The sequence below is a fragment of the Bacillus sp. N6 genome, from assembly GCF_052805735.1.
In genome coordinates this window covers 709,642-732,500 of sequence record NZ_CM127843.1, presented here as the reverse complement: position 1 = coordinate 732,500, position 22,859 = coordinate 709,642, and the positions used below count along the sequence as shown (strand labels likewise).

General features: G+C 36.4%; 21 protein-coding genes (1 of these 21 running past the window's edge). 9 read left to right on the top strand and 12 right to left on the bottom strand.

Annotated elements, in window-relative coordinates; translation table 11 throughout:
* Positions 1-2,778: the 3' portion of an efflux RND transporter permease subunit gene (locus ACUXVC_RS03665; protein WP_095691394.1), read on the top strand. It extends 267 nt beyond the left edge of the window; only the last 2,778 of its 3,045 coding nucleotides appear in the window; its start codon lies beyond the left edge, outside the window; the stop codon is at positions 2,776-2,778.
* A 44-nt stretch (positions 2,779-2,822) separates the two neighbouring features.
* Here the strand turns inward: ACUXVC_RS03665 and ACUXVC_RS03660 are convergent, their stop codons facing one another.
* The 4 genes from ACUXVC_RS03660 to ACUXVC_RS03645 all read right to left on the bottom strand — a co-directional run bounded on the left by ACUXVC_RS03660 (position 2,823) and on the right by ACUXVC_RS03645 (position 6,270).
* Complete coding sequence (locus ACUXVC_RS03660) at positions 2,823-3,347, bottom strand: AAA family ATPase (RefSeq protein ID WP_144465660.1); 525 nt, start codon at positions 3,345-3,347, stop codon at positions 2,823-2,825.
* Positions 3,348-3,482: 135 nt separating this feature from the next.
* Positions 3,483-4,403: a phosphate ABC transporter permease PstA gene (gene pstA / locus ACUXVC_RS03655; protein WP_000994139.1), complete on the bottom strand. Its 921-nt coding sequence runs from the start codon at positions 4,401-4,403 to the stop codon at positions 3,483-3,485.
* 2 nt (positions 4,404-4,405) lie between these two features.
* Positions 4,406-5,296: a phosphate ABC transporter permease subunit PstC gene (pstC, locus tag ACUXVC_RS03650; RefSeq protein ID WP_000676676.1), complete on the bottom strand. Its 891-nt coding sequence runs from the start codon at positions 5,294-5,296 to the stop codon at positions 4,406-4,408.
* Positions 5,297-5,367: 71 nt separating this feature from the next.
* Complete coding sequence (locus ACUXVC_RS03645; RefSeq protein WP_000245112.1) at positions 5,368-6,270, bottom strand: phosphate ABC transporter substrate-binding protein PstS family protein; 903 nt, start codon at positions 6,268-6,270, stop codon at positions 5,368-5,370.
* A gap of 509 nt (positions 6,271-6,779) precedes the next feature.
* Here ACUXVC_RS03645 and ACUXVC_RS03640 point away from each other — a divergent pair.
* The 3 genes from ACUXVC_RS03640 to ACUXVC_RS03630 are packed head-to-tail and all read left to right on the top strand — an operon-like array spanning position 6,780 to position 9,134.
* Positions 6,780-7,037 (top strand): FeoA family protein, encoded by a 258-nt coding sequence (locus ACUXVC_RS03640; RefSeq protein ID WP_000252989.1) that lies wholly within the window; start codon positions 6,780-6,782, stop codon positions 7,035-7,037.
* Positions 7,034-7,756: a FeoB small GTPase domain-containing protein gene (locus ACUXVC_RS03635; RefSeq protein ID WP_106823158.1), complete on the top strand. Its 723-nt coding sequence runs from the start codon at positions 7,034-7,036 to the stop codon at positions 7,754-7,756. Before ACUXVC_RS03640 ends, ACUXVC_RS03635 begins: the two co-directional genes overlap by 4 nt.
* A complete protein-coding gene (locus ACUXVC_RS03630; RefSeq protein ID WP_144465662.1) occupies positions 7,734-9,134 on the top strand; it encodes a nucleoside recognition domain-containing protein in 1,401 nt (466 codons plus the stop codon). Before ACUXVC_RS03635 ends, ACUXVC_RS03630 begins: the two co-directional genes overlap by 23 nt.
* 62 nt (positions 9,135-9,196) lie before the next feature.
* Here ACUXVC_RS03630 and ACUXVC_RS03625 read toward each other — a convergent pair whose 3' ends face one another.
* The 8 genes from ACUXVC_RS03625 to ACUXVC_RS03590 form a co-directional block, all read right to left on the bottom strand.
* Positions 9,197-9,334: a hypothetical protein gene (locus tag ACUXVC_RS03625; RefSeq protein WP_446025922.1), complete on the bottom strand. Its 138-nt coding sequence runs from the start codon at positions 9,332-9,334 to the stop codon at positions 9,197-9,199.
* Positions 9,335-9,345: 11 nt separating this feature from the next.
* A complete protein-coding gene (gene gerLC / locus ACUXVC_RS03620; RefSeq protein ID WP_144465663.1) occupies positions 9,346-10,512 on the bottom strand; it encodes a spore germination protein GerLC in 1,167 nt (388 codons plus the stop codon).
* Positions 10,496-11,620 carry a spore germination protein GerLB gene (gene gerLB, locus ACUXVC_RS03615; protein WP_000802006.1) on the bottom strand — a complete coding sequence of 375 codons (1,125 nt, stop codon included), beginning with the start codon at positions 11,618-11,620 and terminating at the stop codon, positions 10,496-10,498. Before gerLB ends, gerLC begins: the two co-directional genes overlap by 17 nt.
* A complete protein-coding gene (gene gerLA / locus ACUXVC_RS03610; RefSeq protein ID WP_103574563.1) occupies positions 11,621-13,099 on the bottom strand; it encodes a spore germination protein GerLA in 1,479 nt (492 codons plus the stop codon).
* A gap of 101 nt (positions 13,100-13,200) precedes the next feature.
* Positions 13,201-14,673: a sodium:solute symporter family protein gene (locus ACUXVC_RS03605; RefSeq protein WP_446025921.1), complete on the bottom strand. Its 1,473-nt coding sequence runs from the start codon at positions 14,671-14,673 to the stop codon at positions 13,201-13,203.
* Complete coding sequence (locus tag ACUXVC_RS03600) at positions 14,670-14,867, bottom strand: DUF3311 domain-containing protein (RefSeq protein WP_000719836.1); 198 nt, start codon at positions 14,865-14,867, stop codon at positions 14,670-14,672. The genes ACUXVC_RS03605 and ACUXVC_RS03600 overlap by 4 nt, the downstream gene beginning before the upstream one ends.
* Before the next feature lies 1 nt (position 14,868).
* Positions 14,869-16,044, bottom strand: a complete 1,176-nt coding sequence (locus tag ACUXVC_RS03595) for an amidohydrolase (protein WP_064532085.1) — start codon at positions 16,042-16,044, stop codon at positions 14,869-14,871.
* A gap of 132 nt (positions 16,045-16,176) precedes the next feature.
* Entirely contained in the window at positions 16,177-16,887 is a 711-nt protein-coding gene (locus ACUXVC_RS03590; protein WP_000734491.1) for a C39 family peptidase, read from the bottom strand.
* Positions 16,888-17,263: 376 nt separating this feature from the next.
* Here ACUXVC_RS03590 and ACUXVC_RS03585 point away from each other — a divergent pair, with 376 nt between their 5' ends.
* The 5 genes from ACUXVC_RS03585 to qoxD all read left to right on the top strand — a co-directional run bounded on the left by ACUXVC_RS03585 (position 17,264) and on the right by qoxD (position 22,733).
* A complete protein-coding gene (locus ACUXVC_RS03585) occupies positions 17,264-18,679 on the top strand; it encodes an amino acid permease (protein ID WP_446025920.1) in 1,416 nt (471 codons plus the stop codon).
* A 282-nt stretch (positions 18,680-18,961) separates the two neighbouring features.
* Positions 18,962-19,837, top strand: coding sequence for a cytochrome aa3 quinol oxidase subunit II (locus tag ACUXVC_RS03580; RefSeq protein ID WP_001176165.1), 876 nt, complete (start codon positions 18,962-18,964; stop codon positions 19,835-19,837).
* A 33-nt stretch (positions 19,838-19,870) separates the two neighbouring features.
* The gene (qoxB, locus tag ACUXVC_RS03575) at positions 19,871-21,805 is read left to right on the top strand and encodes a cytochrome aa3 quinol oxidase subunit I (protein ID WP_000762374.1); all 1,935 of its coding nucleotides are present in this window, start codon (positions 19,871-19,873) and stop codon (positions 21,803-21,805) included.
* Positions 21,806-21,818: 13 nt separating this feature from the next.
* Entirely contained in the window at positions 21,819-22,421 is a 603-nt protein-coding gene (qoxC, locus tag ACUXVC_RS03570; RefSeq protein ID WP_000729314.1) for a cytochrome aa3 quinol oxidase subunit III, read from the top strand.
* Entirely contained in the window at positions 22,422-22,733 is a 312-nt protein-coding gene (qoxD, locus tag ACUXVC_RS03565) for a cytochrome aa3 quinol oxidase subunit IV (RefSeq protein WP_000068425.1), read from the top strand.
* Positions 22,734-22,859: the final 126 nt, after the last annotated feature.

The window sequence follows — 22,859 nt, the reverse complement described above, 5'->3', positions numbered from 1 at the left end:
TCACGTATCGACATTGCGTATACATCAAAAGCAAACATGAAAGATGCAGCACGCGAAGTCGAAAAAGCCGTCAATACAATTAAATTACCTAAAGATGTAACCAAGCCCGTAGTTAGTCAACTAAACACTTCTATGATTCCACTCGCCCAAATTACTATCCAGAAACAAAACGGGTTTTCAAAAGCAGATGAAAAACAAATTGAAAAAGAAATCGTACCACAACTCGAAAACATTGATGGTGTTGCTAATGTTATGTTTTTCGGAAAATCCACCTCTGAATTATCTATCGTACTTGATCCGAACCAATTAAAAAACAAAAACGTAACATCACAGCAGGTACTCACTGTTTTACAAGGAAAAGAAACTTCTACTCCAGCTGGGGCAATTACTGTTAATCAGGAAGAATACAATCTCCGCGTCATTGGGGACATAAAAAATGTAAATGACATTAAAAACATCACTGTGGTACCCCAAGTAAAATTGCAAGACATTGCTCAAATCGAAATCAAACAACACTACGATACAATCTCACATATAAACGGAGAAGAAGGCACTGGATTAATCATCATGAAAGAACCGAGCAAAAATGCAGTTGCAATTGGAAAAGAGATTGATAAAAAAGTTAAAGAGATAAATAAGGAATATAAAGATCAGTTTTCCATTAAACTTTTGGCCTCAACCCATGAACAAGTTGAAAATGCTGTTACTAGCATGGGAAAAGAAGTAATACTTGGAGCAATCGCTGCAACTCTAATTATCTTAATCTTTTTACGTAACTTCCGAACAACACTCATCGCTGTTGTCAGTATTCCATTATCTATTTTATTAACACTCTTTTTACTACATCAATCTAACATCACACTTAACATTTTAACCCTTGGTGGTTTAGCTGTTGCGGTTGGACGTCTCGTCGATGATAGTATCGTTGTCATCGAGAATATTTTCCGCCGTTTACAAAAAGATTCTTTCTCTAAAAATATTATTCTTGATGCAACGAAAGAAGTTGCCGTCGCAATTACTTCTTCTACTTTAACAACGGTCGCTGTTTTTTTACCTATCGGCCTCGTATCAGGAGCAATCGGAAAATTAATGTTACCTATGGTATTAGCAGTTGTATATTCTATTCTATCATCCTTAATCGTTGCACTCACAGTCGTTCCACTTATGGCTTTTTTACTACTCAAAAAAACAAAGCATCGAAAGCCAAGTTCTTCATCACGATATGTCACTACGTTAAAGTGGTCTCTTTCTCATAAATTCATTATTCTACTTACTGCATTTTTATTATTTGCAGGATCAATTGCAGCCTATATATTACTACCGAAAGCAAACATAAAATCTGAGGACGACACAATGTTATCTATTAACATGACATTTCCAGCCGATTATAATGCTGAAGCTCAAAAACAAAAAGCATTCGATTTCGAAAAGAAATTACTTTCTAATTCAGATGTAACAGACGTTATTTTACGAATGGGATCTAGCGCAGAAGATGCACAATGGGGGCAAACAACTAAAAATAACCTTGCTAGTATATTTGTAGTCTTTAAAAAAGGTTCTGATATTGATCAATATATTAAAGAGTTAAAAAAGGAAAATAAAACTTTTGAGCCTGCTGAACTTGATTATATAAAAACCAGTTATTCAAGCTCTGGCGGCGGCAACAACTTACAATTTAACGTAACAGCTACTAACGAAGCGGATTTAAAAGAGGCGGCTACTATCGTCGAAACAAAACTAAAAAGCATGGATGATCTTTCTAAAGTAAAAACGAATTTAGAAGACTCTAAGAAAGAATGGCAAATTCATATTGATCAAACAAAGGCTGAACAACTAGGTTTAACACCGGAAATAGCTGCGCAACAAGTAGCATTCCTTATGAAGAAATCACCTATTGGCGAAATTACAATTAATAATGAAAAAACTACTATTATGATAGAACATAAAAAGGAAAACATTACTAAACAAGAAGATATTTTAAATACAAACATACTATCACCTACTAATGGACCAATTCCTTTAAAAGACATCGCAACTATTTCAGAAAAACAAACGCAAACAGAAATTTTCCATAAAGACGGAAAAGAAACAATTCAAATTGCCGCCGAAGCTTCAAATGAAGATTTGAGTAAAGTAAACACAGCAGTAAATAAAGCGATAACTGACTTAGATTTACCTAGCGGTTCAAAAGTAAATATCGCAGGAGCTACTGAATCTATGCAAGAGAATTTTACAGATTTATTCAAAATTATGGGGATTGCAATCGGGATTGTATATTTAATTATGGTTATCACCTTCGGGCAAGCACGCGCTCCTTTTGCAATCCTATTCTCCTTGCCGTTAGCTGCTGTCGGTGGTATTTTAGGATTAATCATTTCACGAACACCTGTTGATGTAAATTCCTTGATCGGCGCATTAATGTTAATCGGGATTGTCGTTACAAATGCTATTGTATTAATAGAAAGAGTCCAACAAAATCGGGAACACGGAATGGAAACAAGAGAAGCCTTACTTGAAGCAGGCTCTACTAGACTACGCCCAATTATTATGACAGCTATAACAACAATCGTTGCTATGCTCCCACTCCTATTTGGCCAATCCCAAGCAGGAAGTATGGTATCAAAAAGTTTAGCCGTCGTTGTTATCGGTGGTTTGGCAGTCTCAACTATTCTTACATTAGTAGTCGTTCCAGTTATGTATGAATTATTAGACAAAATCGGGAGAAAAAGACGCTCCCGTAGGAAAATAAGCACTTCTACAGAAACACCTGATATTTAAAAACAAAAGACGTTATCTTCACAAATGAAGATAACGTCTTTTCTCTACTTAGTCATATAATCCATCATTTTTTCCACATATTGCTCTATAGGTTTACTAGAATCCACAATAAGGTATTCATTATTTAAAGGTCTTTGACTACCATTTAACCACTTTTCAAAACCTACTTCCGACTCCACCTTTTCAATTTGACTGATCATACGCTTACGTGTTTGCGGTCTCCTATTAATCTCTTCCATATCATTAAGATAACACTCAATATATTTATATTTCACACCATGTTTAGTTGATAATTTATTTCCTTTTTCAACCATTCCCTCATATAAACACGGACTATCCAATATAACACTATGCCCTTGTTCTAAATAAGAATCAATCAATACCCATTCGGCATCATACGCAAGCCCACCAACAATCGTTGATTCAATTCCTTTTACTTTTAATGATTTTAACAACGCGGATTTCAAAACATCCTGATCTATAATTACAGCACCTGTTAATTTCGCTATGTACTTAGAAACTGTCGATTTTCCTGACCCAGGAAAACCTGACATTTGCAGAAAAAACAAATTAAAACTCCTCTCTAAATTACATCTGTTCTTCTTTATAATTAATCACAAATTCAACAACCATTACATCCATTCCTTCTATATTAAAATACAAAAGAACCCCCTACTTATAAATAGAGAGTTCTTCTTTATAATTTATGCCGCTTTTACCTTTTTCGTTGCTTTACTTTTTCTTTTCGTTCCTGTAAAGCGCTTGTGTAATATAGATGCTATCAAGCGTGAAATAACATTGAATAGTAATACCATAATAATTAATACAGCTGCAGATTTTGTCGCAATCAACTTCGCATCTGGAATAACTCCTTCAGAATTTAATTTCCAAATGTGAACCGCTAATGTTTCAGCTGGTCTAAACGGATTTAAAGGATGCGCAGGACTTGAGAAATCCGCTGCTGAATTTAAAATCGGGGATGTTAAACCCGCTGTGTAAATTAATGCTGCCGCTTCCCCAAATATACGACCCGCCGCTAAAATAATCCCTGTAATAATTTGTGGTAATGACGATGGGATAATAATACGAGCGATTGTTTGCCACTTCGTTGCACCTAATCCAAGACTTGCCTCTTTTACATTATGAGGAACTTCTGAAATCGCATTTTCACAAACACGCGTTAAACCTGGTAAATTTAAAATAGTTAAAGCAAGAGCACCACCCATTACTGTGTATCCCCAACCTGTCATTGTAACGAACACTAACAAACCAAATAAACCAACAACAATAGAAGGTAAAGACGCCATCGTCTCTATACATAGACGAACAAAATTTAAAAAACGTCCTTGTTTTGCGTACTCTGCTAAATATATTCCAGCACCTAATCCAAGAGGAATAGATATAATAAGCGTTATAACAAGCATGTAGAAGGAATTGAATAACTGCGGACCAATCCCACCACCAGCTCTTGTATTGCTTGGTTCTCCAAACAAGAAATTAGGATCCCAAAATCCCCATCCCTTTTGTAAAATCTCAAATACTAAGAACACTAGCAAAGCTACAACTAAAGCCGCAACCGCATAAAAGATACCTGTCCAAACTTTATTTACCGTTCTTGCATTCATTATTATCGCTCACCTCTTTGCCCAATCGCTCGAATTACTAAAATAAACAGGAATGAAATAACAAGTAAAATCATCGCTAAAGTCCATAGCGCATTGTTCCAAGCAGTTCCGTTCAATGTATTCGTCATGTCCATTGTTAAAATACCAGTTAACGTCGCTGTCGGACTATATATTCCTTCTGGTAATTTAATCGTATTCCCGATTACCATTTGAACCGCTAACGCTTCACCGAAAGCACGCGCTAAGCCTAAAACAACACCTGTTAAAATCCCTTTTTTCGCAGCAGGAACAATCACTCGGCTAATCGCTTGCCATTTCGTTGATCCTAGACCATAAGAAGCTTCTAAATAATCAAATGGAACAGAACGTATTGCATCAGAAGCGATACTAGCAATAGTAGGTAAAATCATAATACTTAATACAACAATACCTGCAATTAAACTAAAGCCTACTCCCCCAAACGAATCACGTAATAGTGGTACTAAAATCGTAACACCTAATAATCCGTATACAACCGAAGGAATACCAACTAACAATTCTAGAACAGGCTTCAATACTTTATTTCCAAACTTTGGCGAAATTAAATTCATGAATATAGCAAGAGCTATAGCAATTGGTGCACTAATAATAACCGCACCTAACGAAACCACCGTTGAACCTACAATGAAAATTAAAGCCCCGAAGGATCCTTGATCAGCATTTGGATTCCATTTTGTCGATGTTAACATCTCAGTAAATGAGATACCACTTTGTGTAAAAGATTGAATACCTTTACCACAAATAAACGCAATAATAGCTAATGTAATTAAAACAATAAAAATACCACAAAACGTAACAAGTGATCTTCCTATATATTCACTTTTCACGTAATTAATTTGTTTTTTCCCCTTCATCACAGGACAGACCCCACTTCACAGATTGAAATGAACAGGACTGGCCTTGCAGCCAGCCCCATAAAACTTTATTACTTATTTAATTTAGACATTGGAATGTAGCCCATATCTTCTACTTGCTTTTCAAAGTCTTTACCTTTTACATAATCGATGTAAGCTTTTGTTGCTTCTTTCGCTTCACCTTTTGTTACCATATACTCGTAAGACCAGAATGGATATTTACCAGACGCAATGTTTTCAACTTTCGGTTCAGCACCATCAATTTTCACTGTTTGTAGTGCACCTTTTTTATCTCCAACCATGTAAGACATCGCTAAATAGCTTACTGAACCTGGAGTAGAATTGATAGCTTGCTCTACTGCACCGTTAGAATCTTGTGTTGTACCAGTTCCATCATTAATTTTCGCGTCTTTCATAATCGTTTTTTCAAATGTAGCACGTGTACCAGATGAAGCCGGACGATTAATTACGTTGATTTTTTCATCTTTTCCGCCTACTTCTTTCCAGTTTGTTACTTTTCCAGTGAAGATATCTTGTACTTGTTGCACTGTTAAGTTATCAACTTTTACATCTTTATTTACGACAAGAGCGAATGCAATACCCGCTACCTTGTTATCTACTAATTCTTTCGCCTTTTCAGCATCTTTTATTTTATCTCCAGACGGAACATCTGAATTACCAATTTGTACTGCACCAGATGCTACTTGGTTAATCCCAGTTCCACTACCGCCACCTTGAACTTGAATAGAAACTTTTGAATTTTTCTCCATGAATTTCTTTCCAGCTTCCTCCGCAAGAGGTAGAAGAGCTGTAGAACCAGCTGCTGCAATCGTACCTGATAATTCTTGTTTTGTATTATCGCTTCCTTTAGCAGTTTCTTTACTAGTTGTATCTTCTGCTTTCCCACACCCAACTAATGCTCCTGCTACCACTAAAGCTGCTAAAGAAAATTTAATACCTTTTTTCATAACCATGTCTTGTACCCCCATTTGGATTATCACTTTTCGAATTCATTTTCTTTCGAACACAAATTCATTGTAGGACAACAATATTATGTGAGTGTTAAGCAATTTTTAATTTTAAGTAAATGACGATAATCATCCTCAAAAGCTAGGAATCCCAACATTTGTAGTTAAAGAAGCAAACAAAAACCACACTAACTATGCTGTAATGTAAATTTATTCTTAACAATGTAAATTCAATGTAAATGTTTTTCTCTCTTTTTCCCTTTTAGTTAAAGTTACATTTACAATTCCGCTGTATTTTGTAACTTTTTCACGCCTAATTTATGCACATTAAAAAGAATTTCAGTAATATTTTTTAGTACAACTAAATAAATTGGAACAATTCTAAAATTAAATGAATATTTTTAAAGTACTAATTGACAGCATCATCCAATGTAGTCTACTATATTACTAACAAAAAGTTTACCTAAGGAAACTTTTTAAACTAACACTAAAAATATAGAGAAGAGGTAACTTTTATGGTATCGGCTAATACTAAACCCCTTTCCGAGTTTAAAACAGGGGAGTTTGTACAAATTGAGAAGATACAATTAGAAGGAACTATGAAACGACGTTTATTAGATTTGGGATTTATCCCAGGGGCAACGATTAAAGTATTGCAACGCAGTCCACTTGGAGATCCGGTCGCTTATCAAGTGAGCAACACAACTATTGCACTGCGCAAAGAAGAAAGCTCCCTTATTTTCGGGGTATTAATAGGAGATGATTTCAGATGAGCAAACATCGTATTGCTTTAGCTGGTAACCCGAATACCGGGAAAAGTACATTATTTAATACTTTAACAGGTTTAAAACAACATACTGGAAACTGGACGGGAAAAACTGTTTTAAAAGCTGAAGGAGAATATGAACATAACGGAAGTAATTATACATTAATAGATTTACCTGGAACTTACTCACTATACTCAAATTCCGCAGACGAAGAAGTAGCGAGGGATTATATTATATTCGAAAAACCAGAAGTAACTGTAGTTGTCATAGATGCAACTGCTATGGAAAGAAATTTAAATTTAGCACTCCAGGTGATGGAGATGACAAATAATGTAGTCATTTGCATTAACTTAATTGATGAAGCCGAGAAAAAAGGCATTATTATTGATGAAAAGAAATTAGCAAAATCACTTGGTGTACCTGTCGTTAAAATTTCAGCACGTAACCGAGTAGGTATTGGTCATTTGCTAAATGTTATTGCAAAAGTAGCAAATAAAAAACTAATTCCAACACCAATTAAAATTACTTACAGCGAAAAAATCGAAAATATGATTCAGGAATTAGAACCACAAATTTATAAAGTGTTCGGTGATACGTATCCAGCACGTTGGATTGCGTTACGTATATTAGATGGAGATAAAAATTTCTTAACTACACTTCAAAAACACCATAATGAACCACTTGTAAGGGAGGTCGTAATTAATGGAATCTCACTCAGCCAGTAAAGCTCTTCCATTAGACTATATTATTCAACATGCACAATCACTTTCAACAGAAGATATACGAGATGATATAGTCGGAGATATTTACCGAACATCTGCAAGCATATGTAAAGAATCTGTCCAATATACAAATACTGATAAATTATATCGTTCCGAAAAACTAGATAAAATTTTCACATCTCCAATCTGGGGATTCCCAATTATGCTCGGTATTTTATCTATTATTTTTTATCTTACAATTGCAGGCGCTAACGTACCATCTGATATGATTGCCGAATTCTTCGGATGGGCCGAAGGATATTTAACATCTTGGTTCCAAGCAGCGCATGCACCTGAATGGTTACATGGCATTTTAATACTTGGTTTATTCCGTGGTATCGGTGCTGTTATTAGCGTTATGTTACCACCTATGGCAATCTTTTTCCCTATGTTCGCGCTATTAGAAAACTACGGATACTTACCACGTGTCGCGTTTAATATGGACCGCTTATTCAAACGATCCGGCGCACACGGGAAACAATCTTTAACAATGGCAATGGGATTTGGTTGTAATGCAGCAGCCATTATGTCAACACGTATCATTGAATCACCACGTGAACGTATGCTAGCAATTTTAACGAACAACTTCGTTCCTTGTAACGGTCGCTGGCCTATGTTAATTTTAATGGCTTCACTATTTATGGCTGCTGGTTATACAGGCAGTATGCAAACATTGGTTACTGCTGGCGTTGTAGTTGGAATGGTTGTAATTGGTGTTATTATGACATTAACTGTTTCTTGGGTACTATCAAAAACAGCCTTAAAAGGGGTTCCAACTCACTACACACTGGAGTTACCTCCGTACCGCAAGCCAAAAGTTTGGAATACAATTGTTCGCGCAACACTCGATAAATCAATCTACGTTTTAAAACGAGCTATAGTTGTTGCTGCCCCTGCAGCTGCATTAACTTGGTTACTTGCTAATATTTTTATCGGTGACACAAGCTTACTTATGTATTTTGTAAATTTCCTAGATCCATTTGCTAAAATGTTAGGACTTGACGGGTTTATTCTAGCTGCATTCATTCTTGGACTACCCGCTAATGAAATTGTAATCCCAATTTTATTAATGTCTTACTTATCAACTGGGGCTTTAACTGAAATAGATGATTTTAATCAAATTAAAAATCTATTCCTAGAAAATGGTTGGACTTGGTTAACAGCGTTAAACACAATGTTGTTCTCACTTCTTCATTTCCCGTGTGGAACAACACTGGTTAACATATACAAAGAAACAAAAAGTGCAAAATGGACATTCTTATCGTTTGCAATCCCTACCGTTATCGCCATTGTTGTTACATTCCTCTCTACACAATTGGTACATTGGTTAGGGCTTGTATAAAACAAAGCATACATAGAAGGCATCCCCCTTCACATATGCTTTGCCCGAAAGAAACCTGAAAATCATTCAGGTTTCTTTTTTTGTACATCAGTATTCCACGGCTGCGCTCCATACTTTGTGAGTTTTTTATGAATGAAATAAATAGCCCCCGGCAGCACCGCCATTAATATCGTGCAACTAATTCCTAATCCAGTAAACAACTTTCATCACCTTATTTCACTCTTTTCGGTAAAGCTGAACCTGAATGTTCAATTGTTGGATGAACGTGAACAGTAATTTCAGCATTACTAAAGTAATTTTCGCCTTGATCCCAATTCTTACTTATTTTTGTCCATTCTTTATAATTATGTCTCTTATACACTTCCCCTAACTCTAATACATCTACCTTATATTTTTTTTGAACAAGCTTAATCGATTTTTGAATACGCTCCTCCATTTCTTCCGATATATCCTTCTCTAAACGCTTTTCATTCAAAACCTTTTTATGATCACTAAAGTGCAACTCAGCTATTGTACCTTCCAGAAATAAATGAATATTAAATTTCGGTTTTGTAGCATTCGTTGTGGATACTTTAATTTTTCGACGTAACTTATGAATTTCATATGTAATAAGTTGATTCTTTTTACGGATGGTAAAAAAGCCTCCAATTTTTTTACCTATTATATAATTCATCCCTAATGTTTCTTCCCCACTCAAATTGCCTACACACTTATTATCCTTTCCACGAAACAATGCTGCACCGTTCATTTGTACTCCTTGCTTTGTTAGTTCCAGAATAGGCAATACAAAACTTCGGTTAGAGATCATCTTTTCCTGCACCTCACCAATTCTTGCAGCCTCAATCATTTGGGCATTTTTCGGAGGGTGTTCAGCTAACATATCAATATACTGCGCCGGTAAATTTTCAGGCTTGGCACTTTGTTTTAAAATAGCTTCGGCATTTTTATTAGAAACGAACAAACGAATATTTCTTCTCATCTCATGATCGCGAATATATACATCTAACGTATTTTGTAAAATGTATGGATGTGAAAGTAATTCTTCAGAGAAAATAATCACCTGTATATGAGGGAAAAATAATGTACGACTAATTTTTTTTGCGATTATTCTTATTTGTTCAAATACACTATCTGCTTTTGCACTAACATTAATATAATTTTCGCTATCCCCACCCCCTTGTCCGCCCTGTTGAGACAATTTACTAGGGAGTACCATCTGATAGGTCCCTTTCATAATTGGATTCGCTTTCTTCTCCTTCACGATATCGTAAGCCGCTCCTACTACAAATCCTCTTTCTTCTATCTCTTCTAACTCAGAACACCCACTCATAAATCCAGTTAAAGCCATAACCATTATAATTTTAAGAAGGCGTTTCATTGCCACCATTCCTTCTTTTTATTTTATATATAATTAAAACGAGCAAAGGAGCTAACACAACAAACCCCATATCTATCCAAGCTAAATAAGTCCCATAACTTGATAAAGTATTCAAACTACTAGGTATCATATTCACCATAAAAATAATAGGGGCACTTACGAAAATAAAAATATGTTTCTTCACTTTCGGAAACATAGCACAAAACAATAAAGATGCGACGTCATAATACATTGCTGTAGTGTTATAAATTGTAATAATCCAAGTCGTAAAAAAAATCGCATCAAACCTTTCTAAAAATCCTCCCCCAATTTCAATTTCTTTCCCTAATTCAATTGTTGGATATGTCAATCCACGTGTTGTCATATAAGTAAAAACGCTAATACAAGTTACATAAATTAAAATGTATGACAGCACGTTTACCATCACCGCTTTCGCGACTGCCATTGGCGCTTTTTTCGCTGTCTTATCATTTAGCAACACCGCATAAAATAAAGCTACTTCAAATCCAATAAACGTAAAAATAGAATTTTTAACTCCAACAGCATATTGACTTACTTTCGTTTGAAAAGCTGGTAGTAAATTATTTATTTCCATTAAATTTATATTCAATAAAGAAAGAAGTACTATTGCAATTAAAACAATAGGTAAGAATAAAACATTTAACCTTAATAAGGCTGCTCGTGATCCTGCTATTCCATAAATAACAACTAATAAGAAGAAGAAAGACAGTAGTTGTATCGGTGTATCACTAAATAAATACGTTTGAGAAATAACTGAAATCATTCGCGATTCATATGCTGTCAAAGCAGCAAACGTTAATACTAAAATACTACTAATTGTGTATGCAACAGGCTTCGTCAAATGCGCACTCGTATATTGAACAAAATTTTGTTTCGGAAATAAGATAGCTACTCTCGTCACAAACCAACCTAAAACTGCGCAGATCAATCCACCCAAAAGCAAGATAATCCAACCGTCCGAAAATAAAGTTTGGTTAGCGATATCTCTTGGCATAGACAATGCCCCTATACCAATAATGGTCGATGATACCGCAAACCCAATTTCCCGAGATCCAATCTCTTCATCGCCATACTCAAATGGTTTCACTTATTTTCGCTCCTTTGGACGTATTGTAGAATCTTTTGTTTGTAAGTACTCTGGTCTATCTTTCAACATCGATTTTGGCATGCGAATAAATTCTTCTTTCCAATCTTTATAAAATGCAGGAGCAATTGGGGTTGTATACGGTATACCAACACTTGTTAAATTTGTAATATGAATAGCAAGTGCAATCAGAGCTAGAATGATCCCATACAACCCAAAAGCCGTTGCAGCTAATACAAAGACGAAAAGTAAAATTCGGAACGTAATCGTAATACTATATACAGGAAGCGAAAACGTAGCAATCGCAGTAACCGCAATAATAATAACTAAAAACGGATTTACAATCCCTGCATTTACCGCAGCTTCTCCAATTACAAGACCTCCTACAATCCCTATCGTTTGTCCCATCGGTTTCGGCAATCGAATTCCAGCTTCTCGTATTAATTCCATAGTCAAGGCCATCATTAACGTTTCAATATATGCTGGAAACGGAACACCTTCCCTCGCACCCGCAATTGAATAAGCCAGTTTAGAAGGAATAAGTCCTTGATGGTAAGATACAAGCGCTACATACATAGCTGGTAACAAAACCGCAATTATACCTGATCCCATACGTAAAAATCTTAATAACGTTCCAATCACCCAGCGCTCGTAATGATCTTCTACAGATTGAAAAATATCAACAAATACGAGTGGCGCGATAAGAGCAAACGGGGATCCATCTACTAAAATGGCCGCCTTCCCTTTCGCTAATGAGGCTATAATATTATCAGGCCTCTCCGTATTCAAAAATTGTGGAAATGGGGATAAATTATTATCCTGAATTAATTGTTCAATCGTACCTGTTTCCAAAACGACATCTGTCACTATTGATTGAAGACGGCGATCTAACTCTTTTACAATGTGAGGATTTATAATATCTTCTATATATACTAGGGTTACTTCTTTCTGCGATCGCTTCCCCATAATATAAGATTGGAACCTCAACTTTGGATCGCGTAAACTGCGTCGGATTAACATTTTATTCACATTAATATCTTCATTCAATCCAACTCTCGGTCCGCGTATTAAATCTTCTGTCACTGGTGGCTCTAAACTTCTCTTCTCCCAAGCCCTACTATTAATAACGATAGCAGTTTGAATATTATCAATTAATATAACTGTATCTCCCGCTAAAATCGCATTCATAATATCTGGAAACTTCGTCTTTACACCCACTTCTGCGATAGAAATAAAACGATCCAATAACGTTTGAACAACAGCTTCCTCATTTTGAATTTCTTCGTATTGCAGTGTGCGAATGACATATTTATAAACATTATCCTTATCTGTTAATCCACATAAAAACACAACCGCACAACGTGTAAAACTCCCAGCAAGAGCAACTTCTCTAATTGTTAAATCGTTAGGTGAACCTAACTCATCCCTAATTTCTTTCATAACTTCAAATAAGTTACCTTCAAGCTCTAACAATTTCCCCACCTAACTTCCTTTTCAACAAGTTTTTAGTTAGATTCCGCTAATAGAAGAAAATATATACAAAAAAGAGCTATCTCTTTGCAAAGATAGCTCCAATAAACGAATTACTTTTCTACTATTGTAGTGTTTTTCTTTATAAATACACCTTTTGTAAATCCACTAACTACAAACATCACAATCATATTAATTAACAATGCGACTATGCCCACATTCAAATCTTTTATATACTGCGGAAAACTCGGAAACATCGTAGCTATAGTTGAGCCAGATAAGGTAATATATGCGACCACTAACAGCCCAACTCCCATTCCTGCAATCGCTCCTTGCTTCGTAACAATTTGGCGTGGAAACAAGCTACATACAAGTGCAGGGAAAAGTTGCGTAACGATACTGTACCCCATTAAGAGAAGCGCTCCTATTGTTTCCCCTCCTTTAAATGTAAATAAAACTGCCACGAGCGTTACTACAGGCACAAATAATTTTGCCATCTTAGCAACTTGTCTATCTGAAGCAGATGGAACAATCGTTCGATAAATATTTTTTGCTAACAGTGTAGAAGCCGCCATAACAAGCATAGAGCCTGGAACCAATGCCGTTAATACTCCCGCACTACCAATAATCCCAATAAACCAAGGATCAAAAGTTTGTAAAGCAAGACGGACTAACGAAAGATCTACATCCGCTCCCTTTAACCCAGGAACTTGCAATATAGCAGCAAACCCTGCGAAAAATACGAAAAGTAACACTAAAGAATACAATGGCATAATTGCTGCATTTTTACGAAATACTTTTTCATTTTTTGCAGAAAAAGCAGAAGCAAATGTATGAGGCCACATATAGAAACCGAGGGCCGTTAATATAATAGTAGAAACAAACCAAGAAATACTCATTCCTTCTTCAGGTAAAGATAAAAATCCTGGTTTCGCTGCTTCTACAGCTTCAAACATCGGCTGAAATCCTCCATAATAATGATACGGTAAATATATACCTAAAAACATAACGATAAACAGTATCATAATATCCTTCAAAGCAGCCGTCCAAGCTGAACCGTATATACCTGAAACCATTACATATATAGTTATAACAATAGCACCAATCCAAACCGCAACAACAGGTGATACCCTTCCGTAAGACGCTTCTGAAACGATAATTCCCAGTCCCTTTAACTGTAAAACAAGATATGGGATGATGGAAACAACACCAACAATTGAAACAATAAGTCCAAGCGCCTTACTTCTGTATTTCTTCGCAAAAAAATCCGACTGCGAAACAAGGTTATGCTCTTTTGCATACTTCCAAATCGGTGGCAATAAAAAATACGATAAAAGATAAGCTAAAGCACCATAGCCTAAAATATAAAAGGTAGGTGCGCCTTTACTATATGCCCAGCCGCTTCCTCCTAAAAATGTAAACGTCGTATAAATTTCACCTGCCATAAGGAGAAAAACAAAAATAGTGCCAAACCCTCTTCCTCCAACTGACCATTGCTCTAAATTCATATCTTTTCCATGTTGTGCCCGAATCCCTAAAAATAGTGCGAGAAACAAAAATAAAATAATGATAAGTAATGCAGTCATTTTACATCCTCCTTATTAGCAGGATCAAACACGTACACAAGCCCCATACAAAGAGATGTAATAAACACTGATAATAATACCCAAAATAATAAAAAGGGCATCCCTAATACGTAAGGAGTAACTGAATTCGCAAATATTGGCCCAACTACTAAACAAAGAACTGGAATAAGCGCTAGGATGTGTATTTTCTTCATCTCATTCTCCTTTACTTATAAAGTTCATAATGGCTGATACAAAGACTTCCACTCCAATCGGTAATGCATCTTCGTCAATCGTAAAACGAGGGTGATGGTGAGGATATATAATACCTTTCTCTTTATTTCCTGCTCCGATAAAAAAGAATGTCCCCGGTGCCTTTTGTAAAAACGCTGAAAAATCTTCTCCAGCCATCGTTGGCTGTAAACGAACAACTCTATCCCTTCCATAAAGTTGTAATGCCGTTTGTTCAATAAGCTCTGTAGCTTCATAGTCATTTACAACTGGTCGATATCCATATTCATATGAAAATGTATATTTCGCTCCGTAAGATTCCGTAATATACTTCACAATCCGCTCAATCTTCTTCTCTGTTTCACCTCGTAATTCATGTCTTAAACTTCTCACTGTCCCTTCAATCTCGGCTTGCTCTGGTATTACATTATGAGTTGTCCCCGCATGAAATTGCGTAACAGATATTACGAGCGAATCTAATGGATTCGTGAGGCGAGATACAATTTGCTGAAGTTGCGAAACGACTTGTGTTCCGATTGCGATACTATCCACCGTTTCATGAGGGATTCCAGCATGTCCACCTTTTCCCTCTATCTTAATTTTAAAAACATCCGGTGCAGCCATTGCAGGACCATAAATAACGCCTATTTTCCCAACCTCTAACGACGCCCAAAGGTGAGCACCAATAATATAATCCACACCTTCCATTACACCTGCAGCAACCATCTCCTCTGCACCACCAGGGAAATTCTCTTCAGCATGTTGGAATAGAAAACGAATCTCCCCTTTAATCTTCTCTCTTTCTTCCACTAACTTATGTACAACCCCAAGTAATATCGCTATATGTCCATCATGACCACATGCATGCATCACACCTTTATATGTAGAAATAAAATCAAACTCATTTTCTTCATGAATAGGAAGAGCATCCATATCGGCTCGAACCGCAACTGTTTTGCCCGGCTGTTTACCTACTAATTTTGCCATCACACTATATTTAGTCGGCCGTGACACTTCTAAATACGGGGATTTTCGAAGTATGTCGAACACAAACTGCGATGTTTTTTCTTCTTGAAAAGATAACTCTGGATACTTATGAAAATGCCTTCTCCACTCAACTAACTGATTTTTTGACAAAACAAGTTCCTTTGCAACATCCATACCCCTTCACTCCTTCTTCACCAAGTTAAATGTTATTATAACGTGAATTGTTAACTTTTAAAAGAATCTTCTGAATTTTCAGTGATGATAAACTAAAAAGAAAAAGCCACCCAAAAGATGACTTTTTCATTATCATAAAATAGTAATTGCTTGTTTTCCCATTTGCTCCCAAGCTTTCTCAAATTCTGCTCGTGGAACAGCCAAACGCGGATTATTTTTAAGAGGATCATTTACATATACAAAGTTTTGATCATATCCAATTACTACTGCACTATGCTCATAATATGTAATTTTCACTTCGCCCGAACTCGTATTCCATGTTTCAAAACTACTTTCAGCTAGCGGCTTAAACGTCGTATTGATAATGACCCATACCGGTGAACCAGAACTAATTACTTTATATATATCTTGCATGTCTCTACCTGTTAAATTAATTACTTTTTCAGGAACATATTTTTCTGCTAAATTAAAAATCGGTTGATTATATACACCATATCCAGGCTCTGCCTTTGTGTAAATATTTCCAACAAACCCTTCGTAAGGATTTCCCCGTACGCCATTTTGTTCAAATGGAACGCGATGAATTTCGCTAGCAAGTTGCATCTTATCTACTTGTACACCTTTATATTGCAGCAACATAGCTAAACTTGTCACTTCACATCCTCGAGGTAATTCTGGTAATTGTTTAATAAACGGAACATCTTCAATCATAGCTGCTTCTTTCATTTCAGATAGAAACTCTAAGCGTAGAACTTGCGCCTTTTGCATGATTTTATCTTTTCCTATAAAAAATGCAGCAGCAAGTATAATCCCAAAAACAAAAAGATATTTTAACTTTTTCATTATAAACAAAACTCCATTAATTATTATTTTACAGACACAACTCTTATCATTGTACCCTTCTTCTTACTAGTTTGCTAGAAAGATCATGTGAATTATCGCTCATAGAATTAATTATAAAAATTCTAATTATTTTTAATAAAAAGAAAAATAAATATACATTTCCAGAATATTTTGCTAAAATCAAAATTGTTAACATAGTGAAGATATCACCATGTTAACAAACATTCTTAGAGTATTTAGTCATAGTTCGTTTTTTTACATACTCCATTCATTTCATAGCAAATAAACCGAGTGTGTTTTGCATCCCCCACTAATGATTAAAAACTCAGAATAAAACGAAGTTCACACATTCAAGAAAATACGGGGTGAGGGGCATATGAATCAACAAATTGAACAAACAGATTTAAAACGAACAATGAAAAGTAGACACCTATTTATGATTGCACTCGGCGGCGTTATCGGAACCGGTCTATTTATGGGATCTGGTCAAATCGTCCATAATGCCGGACCTGGTGGTGCTATTCTTGCATTTTTAGTCGGTGGATTTGTTATGTATTTAACGATGTTATGTCTTGGTGAATTATCCGTTGCTATGCCAGAAGCAGGTTCATTCCAAAGCTATGCAAGCAAATTTATTTCACCTGGTTTTGGATTTGTTGTCGGTTGGATGTATTGGCTAAATTGGGCTGTTACGGTGGGAGTAGAGTTAACAACTGTAAGTATTTTAATGAAACGCTGGTTTCCAGACGTTTCTTCATGGATTTGGTGCGTTACATTTGCAGCAGCGCTATTCCTCGTAAACGCTTTATCAGCAAAAGCATATGCAGAAGCAGAGTTTTGGTTCGCAAGTGTAAAAGTCGCGACAATTGTTATTTTTATCGTACTTGGTGGCGCTGTTATGTTCGGTCTACTAGACTTTAATGGAAAGCCAGCTCCAATGCTTCATAATTTCACTGAAAATGGCGGGCTATTTCCAAACGGCGCATTAGCTGTTCTTCTTACGATGATTACAGTAAATTACTCCTTCCAAGGAACAGAATTAATCGGAATCGCTTCAGGAGAAAGTGAAAACCCTGAAAAAACAATTCCAAAAGCAATCAAAAACACAATTTGGCGAACTCTCTTCTTCTTCGTCTTAGCGATATCAGTTGTTGTAGGTTTACTCCCATGGCAAGAGGCTAATCTAGTCGAAAGTCCCTTTGTACTTGTTTTTGATGTAGCCGGTGTCCCATATGCAGCAGACATTATGAACTTCGTTATTATTACAGCTGTATTATCCGTTGCTAACTCTGGTCTATACGCAAATTCTCGTATGCTTTGGGCGATGGCAAAACAAGGAATGGCAAGTCCAGCATTTACGAAATTAACTAAAAAAGGTGTACCGCTAAATGCACTAATTTTCAGCCTAATTTTCGCTAGCCTTTCTTTATTAACAAGTGTATTTGCGGCAGATACTGTCTTTCTAGTTTTAACCTCTATTGCAGCGATGGCTGCTGTTGTCGTGTGGATGTCAATCGCCGCTTCACAGTTTTTCTTCCGTAGAAATTTCGTGAAAAATGGTGGCGACATAAATGATTTAAAATATCGTACACCGCTCTATCCGCTAGTTCCAATCGTAGCGTTCTCGCTCAATTTCATTACATTTGTTAGTTTGGCTTTCATTCCAGATCAAAGAATTGCTCTTTATTGTGGTATTCCATTTATGATTACTTGTTACATTTTATACCAAGTTAAATATAAAAAAGTTGTCACACTTGAACAGCCACGAACTATCACACAAGAAATAAACTAAATATACAAAATATTCAGCTATCTTTCTTATGATAAGATAGCTTTTTTCTATTTCTTGGATATCCTGGTATAACTTTATTTATCTTAAAATTTTCACAATCACGTTTTTCTCTGGAAAATAGTTTACAATGTAATCAAGTTACAAATGATATTCACCTTAAAAAGTGTGCATTTGTGTCTATTTTTTAACAATATATCAAAAACTATTGCCTTCTATAAATTAATAGGTTTATATTGTTTTATTGGCATAGTTTCAATCCAAGGAGAAAGGAGATTTTCAATCGTGCAACTAAAGAAAGCGTTTTGGAAGTTGGCTTCGCTTCTTCCGTTATCATTACTTCTGTTCCTCGGTGGCTGTGATAAAAAACTCGCAGTATTAAATCCGCAAGGACCTGTTGCAAAAGCACAGTATGATTTAATTGTTTGGTCATTCTTGCTTATGTCATTAATTATCGCAATTGTATTCATTCTGTTTACAGTCATCTTGATTCGTTATCGTGAAAAACCAGAGAATATGGACTATGAGCCACCTGAACAACACGGTAACACATTACTAGAAATTATTTGGACGCTTGTTCCTGTTATTATCGTTATCGCATTATCGATTCCAACAGTAAAAGCAACTTATGCTTCGGAAGAGGTTCCGAAAGAGTCCAAACATATTAAACCAGTTGAAATTTATGTTACATCTGCAAACTGGAAATGGTTATTCAGTTACCCAGAGGAAAAAATTGAAACCGTTAACTATTTAAACATCCCAGCTGGTGTACCAATTCAATTCAAACTGACTTCTGTCGGCCCAATGAATGCTTTCTGGGTACCAGAACTTGGTGGTATGAAGTACACAATGGATGGCATGATTATGGATCTTTATTTACAAGCTGATAAGCCAGGTTCTTACCTAGGCCGTAGTGCGAACTTCTCTGGTGAAGGATTCACACACATGGAGTTCGAAGTTGAAGCGAAAACTAAAGAGAAATATGACAAGTGGGTTAAAGAAGTACAAGAAACTGCTCCTAAACTAACAGAAGCTAAGTACAACGAAATTGTTAAACCTGGTGTAGTTGGTCGTATGACATTCTCTAGTCACCACTTAAGTTATGTAGATCCAAAATCACTTGAATATTGTGATTACAACTACTACAAAAACAAAAAATAATAGCTATTATTCCAACAGATTGGAGTGAACACAGTGAAGCTTGATGAATTCTTTGTCACAGGTGACCCGATTATTTACGGTGCAGACGCTTCTATCGTTCTTGTGACATTAGCAATCATTTTCGTACTAACAAAGTATAAAAAATGGAAATGGCTTTGGGACGAATGGTTAACAACTGTTGACCATAAAAAAATCGGAGCCATGTATATTATTTCTGCGGTTATCATGTTATTCCGTGGTGGTATGGATGGTTTAATGATCCGTGCACAATTAACATTCCCAGAAACAACTTATTTAAACGCTGAACACTATAACGGAATCTTTACAACGCATGGTACAGTAATGATTCTTTTCATGGCAATGCCATTCGTTATGGGATTAATGAACCTTGTAGTACCATTACAAATTGGTGCTCGTGATGTTGCATATCCGTTCTTAAATGCTTTAAGTTTCTGGTTATTCTTTGTCGGAGCAATGTTATTCAACATCGCTTTCGTAATCGGTGGTTCTCCAGACGCTGGGTGGACTTCTTACTTCCCAATGGCAGGTACAGAGTTTACTTCAGGCGTAGGAAATAACTACTACGCAATTGCATTACAGATTTCAGGTCTCGGTACGCTAATGACCGGTATTAACTTCCTTGTTACTATCTTAAAAATGCGTACACCTGGTATGACTTTAATGAGAATGCCAATGTTTACTTGGTCAATCTTAATTACAACAATTATCATTATTTTCGCTTTCCCAGTATTAACAGTTGCTCTTGCATTAATGACATTTGACCGTCTATTCGATGCTCACTTCTTTACGATGGCGAGCGGCGGTATGCCGATGTTATGGGCCAACCTGTTCTGGGTATGGGGTCACCCTGAAGTATATATCGTTATTTTACCGGCATTCGGTATTTTCTCTGAAATCATTAGTACATTCTCACGTAAGCGTCTATTCGGTTACAGTGCGATGGTATACTCAATGGTTGCAATTTCTTTACTAAGTTTCGTCGTATGGCTTCACCACTTCTTCACGATGGGTGCAGGTCCAGCGGTTAACTCATTCTTCTCGATTTCGACAATGGCGATTTCGATTCCAACCGGGGTTAAGATCTTTAACTGGTTGTTTACACTGTATAAAGGACGTATCCGTTTTACAGTTCCAATGCTTTGGTCATTGGCATTTATTCCAAACTTCGTAGTCGGTGGGGTTACAGGGGTTATGCTTGGAATGGCAGCAGCTGATTATCAATACCATAACAGCTACTTCCTAATCGCTCACTTCCACTACGTATTAATCGCAGGTACAGTATTCGCTATGCTTGCTGGATTCACATTCTGGTATCCAAAAATGACTGGTCATATGTTAAATGAACGCCTAGGTAAATGGACATTCTGGATCTTTATGAGCGGATTCAACATCTGTTTCTTCCCAATGTACTTCTTAGGTTTAGACGGTATGACTCGTCGTATGTACACTTACTCTGAAAGTCTTGGATGGGGATGGCTAAACCAAATCGCATCTGTTGGTGCGGTAATGATGGGTATTGGCTTCCTACTTCTTTGCTACAACGTAATTTGGAGTGCACGTCACGGTGAACGTGACACAACTGGAGATCCATGGGATGGCCGTACACTTGAATGGGCAACTCAATCTCCTGTACAACATTACAACTTCGCGAAACTTCCAGAAATCAAAGAAGCTGATGCTTTCTGGTACATGAAAAAACGCGGAGAAACAGTTACACCAGCAGCAGAAGATATCAAACCAATTCACATGCCAAGTAACTCTGGTGTGCCTATTATTGCGTCTTTATTCTTCGGTCTTGCAGGTTTCGCATTAGTATTTAGCTGGTTCTGGCTTGCAGCAATCGGCGGCGTTGGTATTTTAGCTTGCTTAATCTATCGTTCATTCGATTATGATGATGGCTACTACGTAAGTGTTGATGAAATTAAAGAAACAGAACATATAGCATGAGAGGTGAAATGACATGGCGGCTTTAGATAAAAGCTTACCTTTGGAATATCAATCCGAACAAAGCAGATTGAATATCCTAGGATTCTGGATTTTTCTTGGGGCTGAAATTATGCTGTTCGCAACACTTTTCGCCTCTTATCTAGTCCTTGCTGGTCGTACGGCAGATGGCCCAACTCCAGCGCAACTGTTTGAACTTAAAACGCTTTTAATTCAAACATTACTACTTTTAACAAGTAGTTTCACATGTGGTATCGTAATTCACGAAATGCGTAAGCACAACCAAAAAGCAATGCTTGGATGGTTCATCCTTACATTACTTTTAGGTGCAGGTTTCCTATTCTTTGAAATCGAAGAGTTCATTATGTACATCGGTGAAGGCGCAACAATTCAAACAAGTGCGTTCCTATCTGCATTCTTCGTTCTTCTTGGAACGCACGGAGCCCACGTAACAGGCGGTATCATTTGGGCAACTTGTGTTATTATCCAAATTTTAAAACGAGGTTTAACACCAGTTACAGCTCGTAAAGTATTCATTATCAGCTTATACTGGCATTTCCTTGATCTAGTTTGGGTCTTTATTTACACACTAGTTTACTTGAACGGGATGGTGGCGTAAATGGCTCAAAACAACAATCAAGCAAACGGGCATGCGCATAGCGGATTCCCTTGGTCACACGTTTTCGGATTTATTTTATCGCTTGCATTAACGTTTCTAGCGTTATACGTGGCACTTTACACAACATTGCCACTTTCAACAGTCTTAACAACTATTATCATAATGGCTGTTGCGCAAGCATTGTTACAATTAATTATGTTCATGCATTTAAAAGAAGGAGAAGGAAGAGTTCAAATTCTTACAATGATATACAGTTTCTTCGTTGCAACTGCAACAGTTGGTTTAACTGTATGGATCTTCTTCTCAATGTAATGTACATGAAAAAGACTGCTGAGGAATCTCAGCAGTCTTTTTTTATTCCCTCCCCTATTACATCCACATTACGGAATTAACAGCAGAATCATGAAGAATATACTTATTATGACAAATGTTAAGAAA

Bases quoted from the DNA above. Each gene is read 5' to 3' on its own strand.
- pstA (WP_000994139.1), bottom strand. From the start codon at position 4,403: ATGAATGCAAGAACGGTAAATAAAGTTTGGACAGGTATCTTTTATGCG.
- pstC (WP_000676676.1), bottom strand. From the start codon at position 5,296: ATGAAGGGGAAAAAACAAATTAATTACGTGAAAAGTGAATATATAGGA.
- ACUXVC_RS03645 (WP_000245112.1), bottom strand. From the start codon at position 6,270: ATGGTTATGAAAAAAGGTATTAAATTTTCTTTAGCAGCTTTAGTGGTA.
- ACUXVC_RS03640 (WP_000252989.1), top strand. From the start codon at position 6,780: ATGGTATCGGCTAATACTAAACCCCTTTCCGAGTTTAAAACAGGGGAG.
- ACUXVC_RS03635 (WP_106823158.1), top strand. From the start codon at position 7,034: ATGAGCAAACATCGTATTGCTTTAGCTGGTAACCCGAATACCGGGAAA.
- ACUXVC_RS03630 (WP_144465662.1), top strand. From the start codon at position 7,734: ATGGAATCTCACTCAGCCAGTAAAGCTCTTCCATTAGACTATATTATT.
- gerLC (WP_144465663.1), bottom strand. From the start codon at position 10,512: ATGAAACGCCTTCTTAAAATTATAATGGTTATGGCTTTAACTGGATTT.
- ACUXVC_RS03605 (WP_446025921.1), bottom strand. From the start codon at position 14,673: ATGACTGCATTACTTATCATTATTTTATTTTTGTTTCTCGCACTATTT.
- ACUXVC_RS03600 (WP_000719836.1), bottom strand. From the start codon at position 14,867: ATGAAGAAAATACACATCCTAGCGCTTATTCCAGTTCTTTGTTTAGTA.
- ACUXVC_RS03595 (WP_064532085.1), bottom strand. From the start codon at position 16,044: ATGGATGTTGCAAAGGAACTTGTTTTGTCAAAAAATCAGTTAGTTGAG.
- ACUXVC_RS03590 (WP_000734491.1), bottom strand. From the start codon at position 16,887: ATGAAAAAGTTAAAATATCTTTTTGTTTTTGGGATTATACTTGCTGCT.
- ACUXVC_RS03585 (WP_446025920.1), top strand. From the start codon at position 17,264: ATGAATCAACAAATTGAACAAACAGATTTAAAACGAACAATGAAAAGT.
- qoxC (WP_000729314.1), top strand. From the start codon at position 21,819: ATGGCGGCTTTAGATAAAAGCTTACCTTTGGAATATCAATCCGAACAA.
- qoxD (WP_000068425.1), top strand. From the start codon at position 22,422: ATGGCTCAAAACAACAATCAAGCAAACGGGCATGCGCATAGCGGATTC.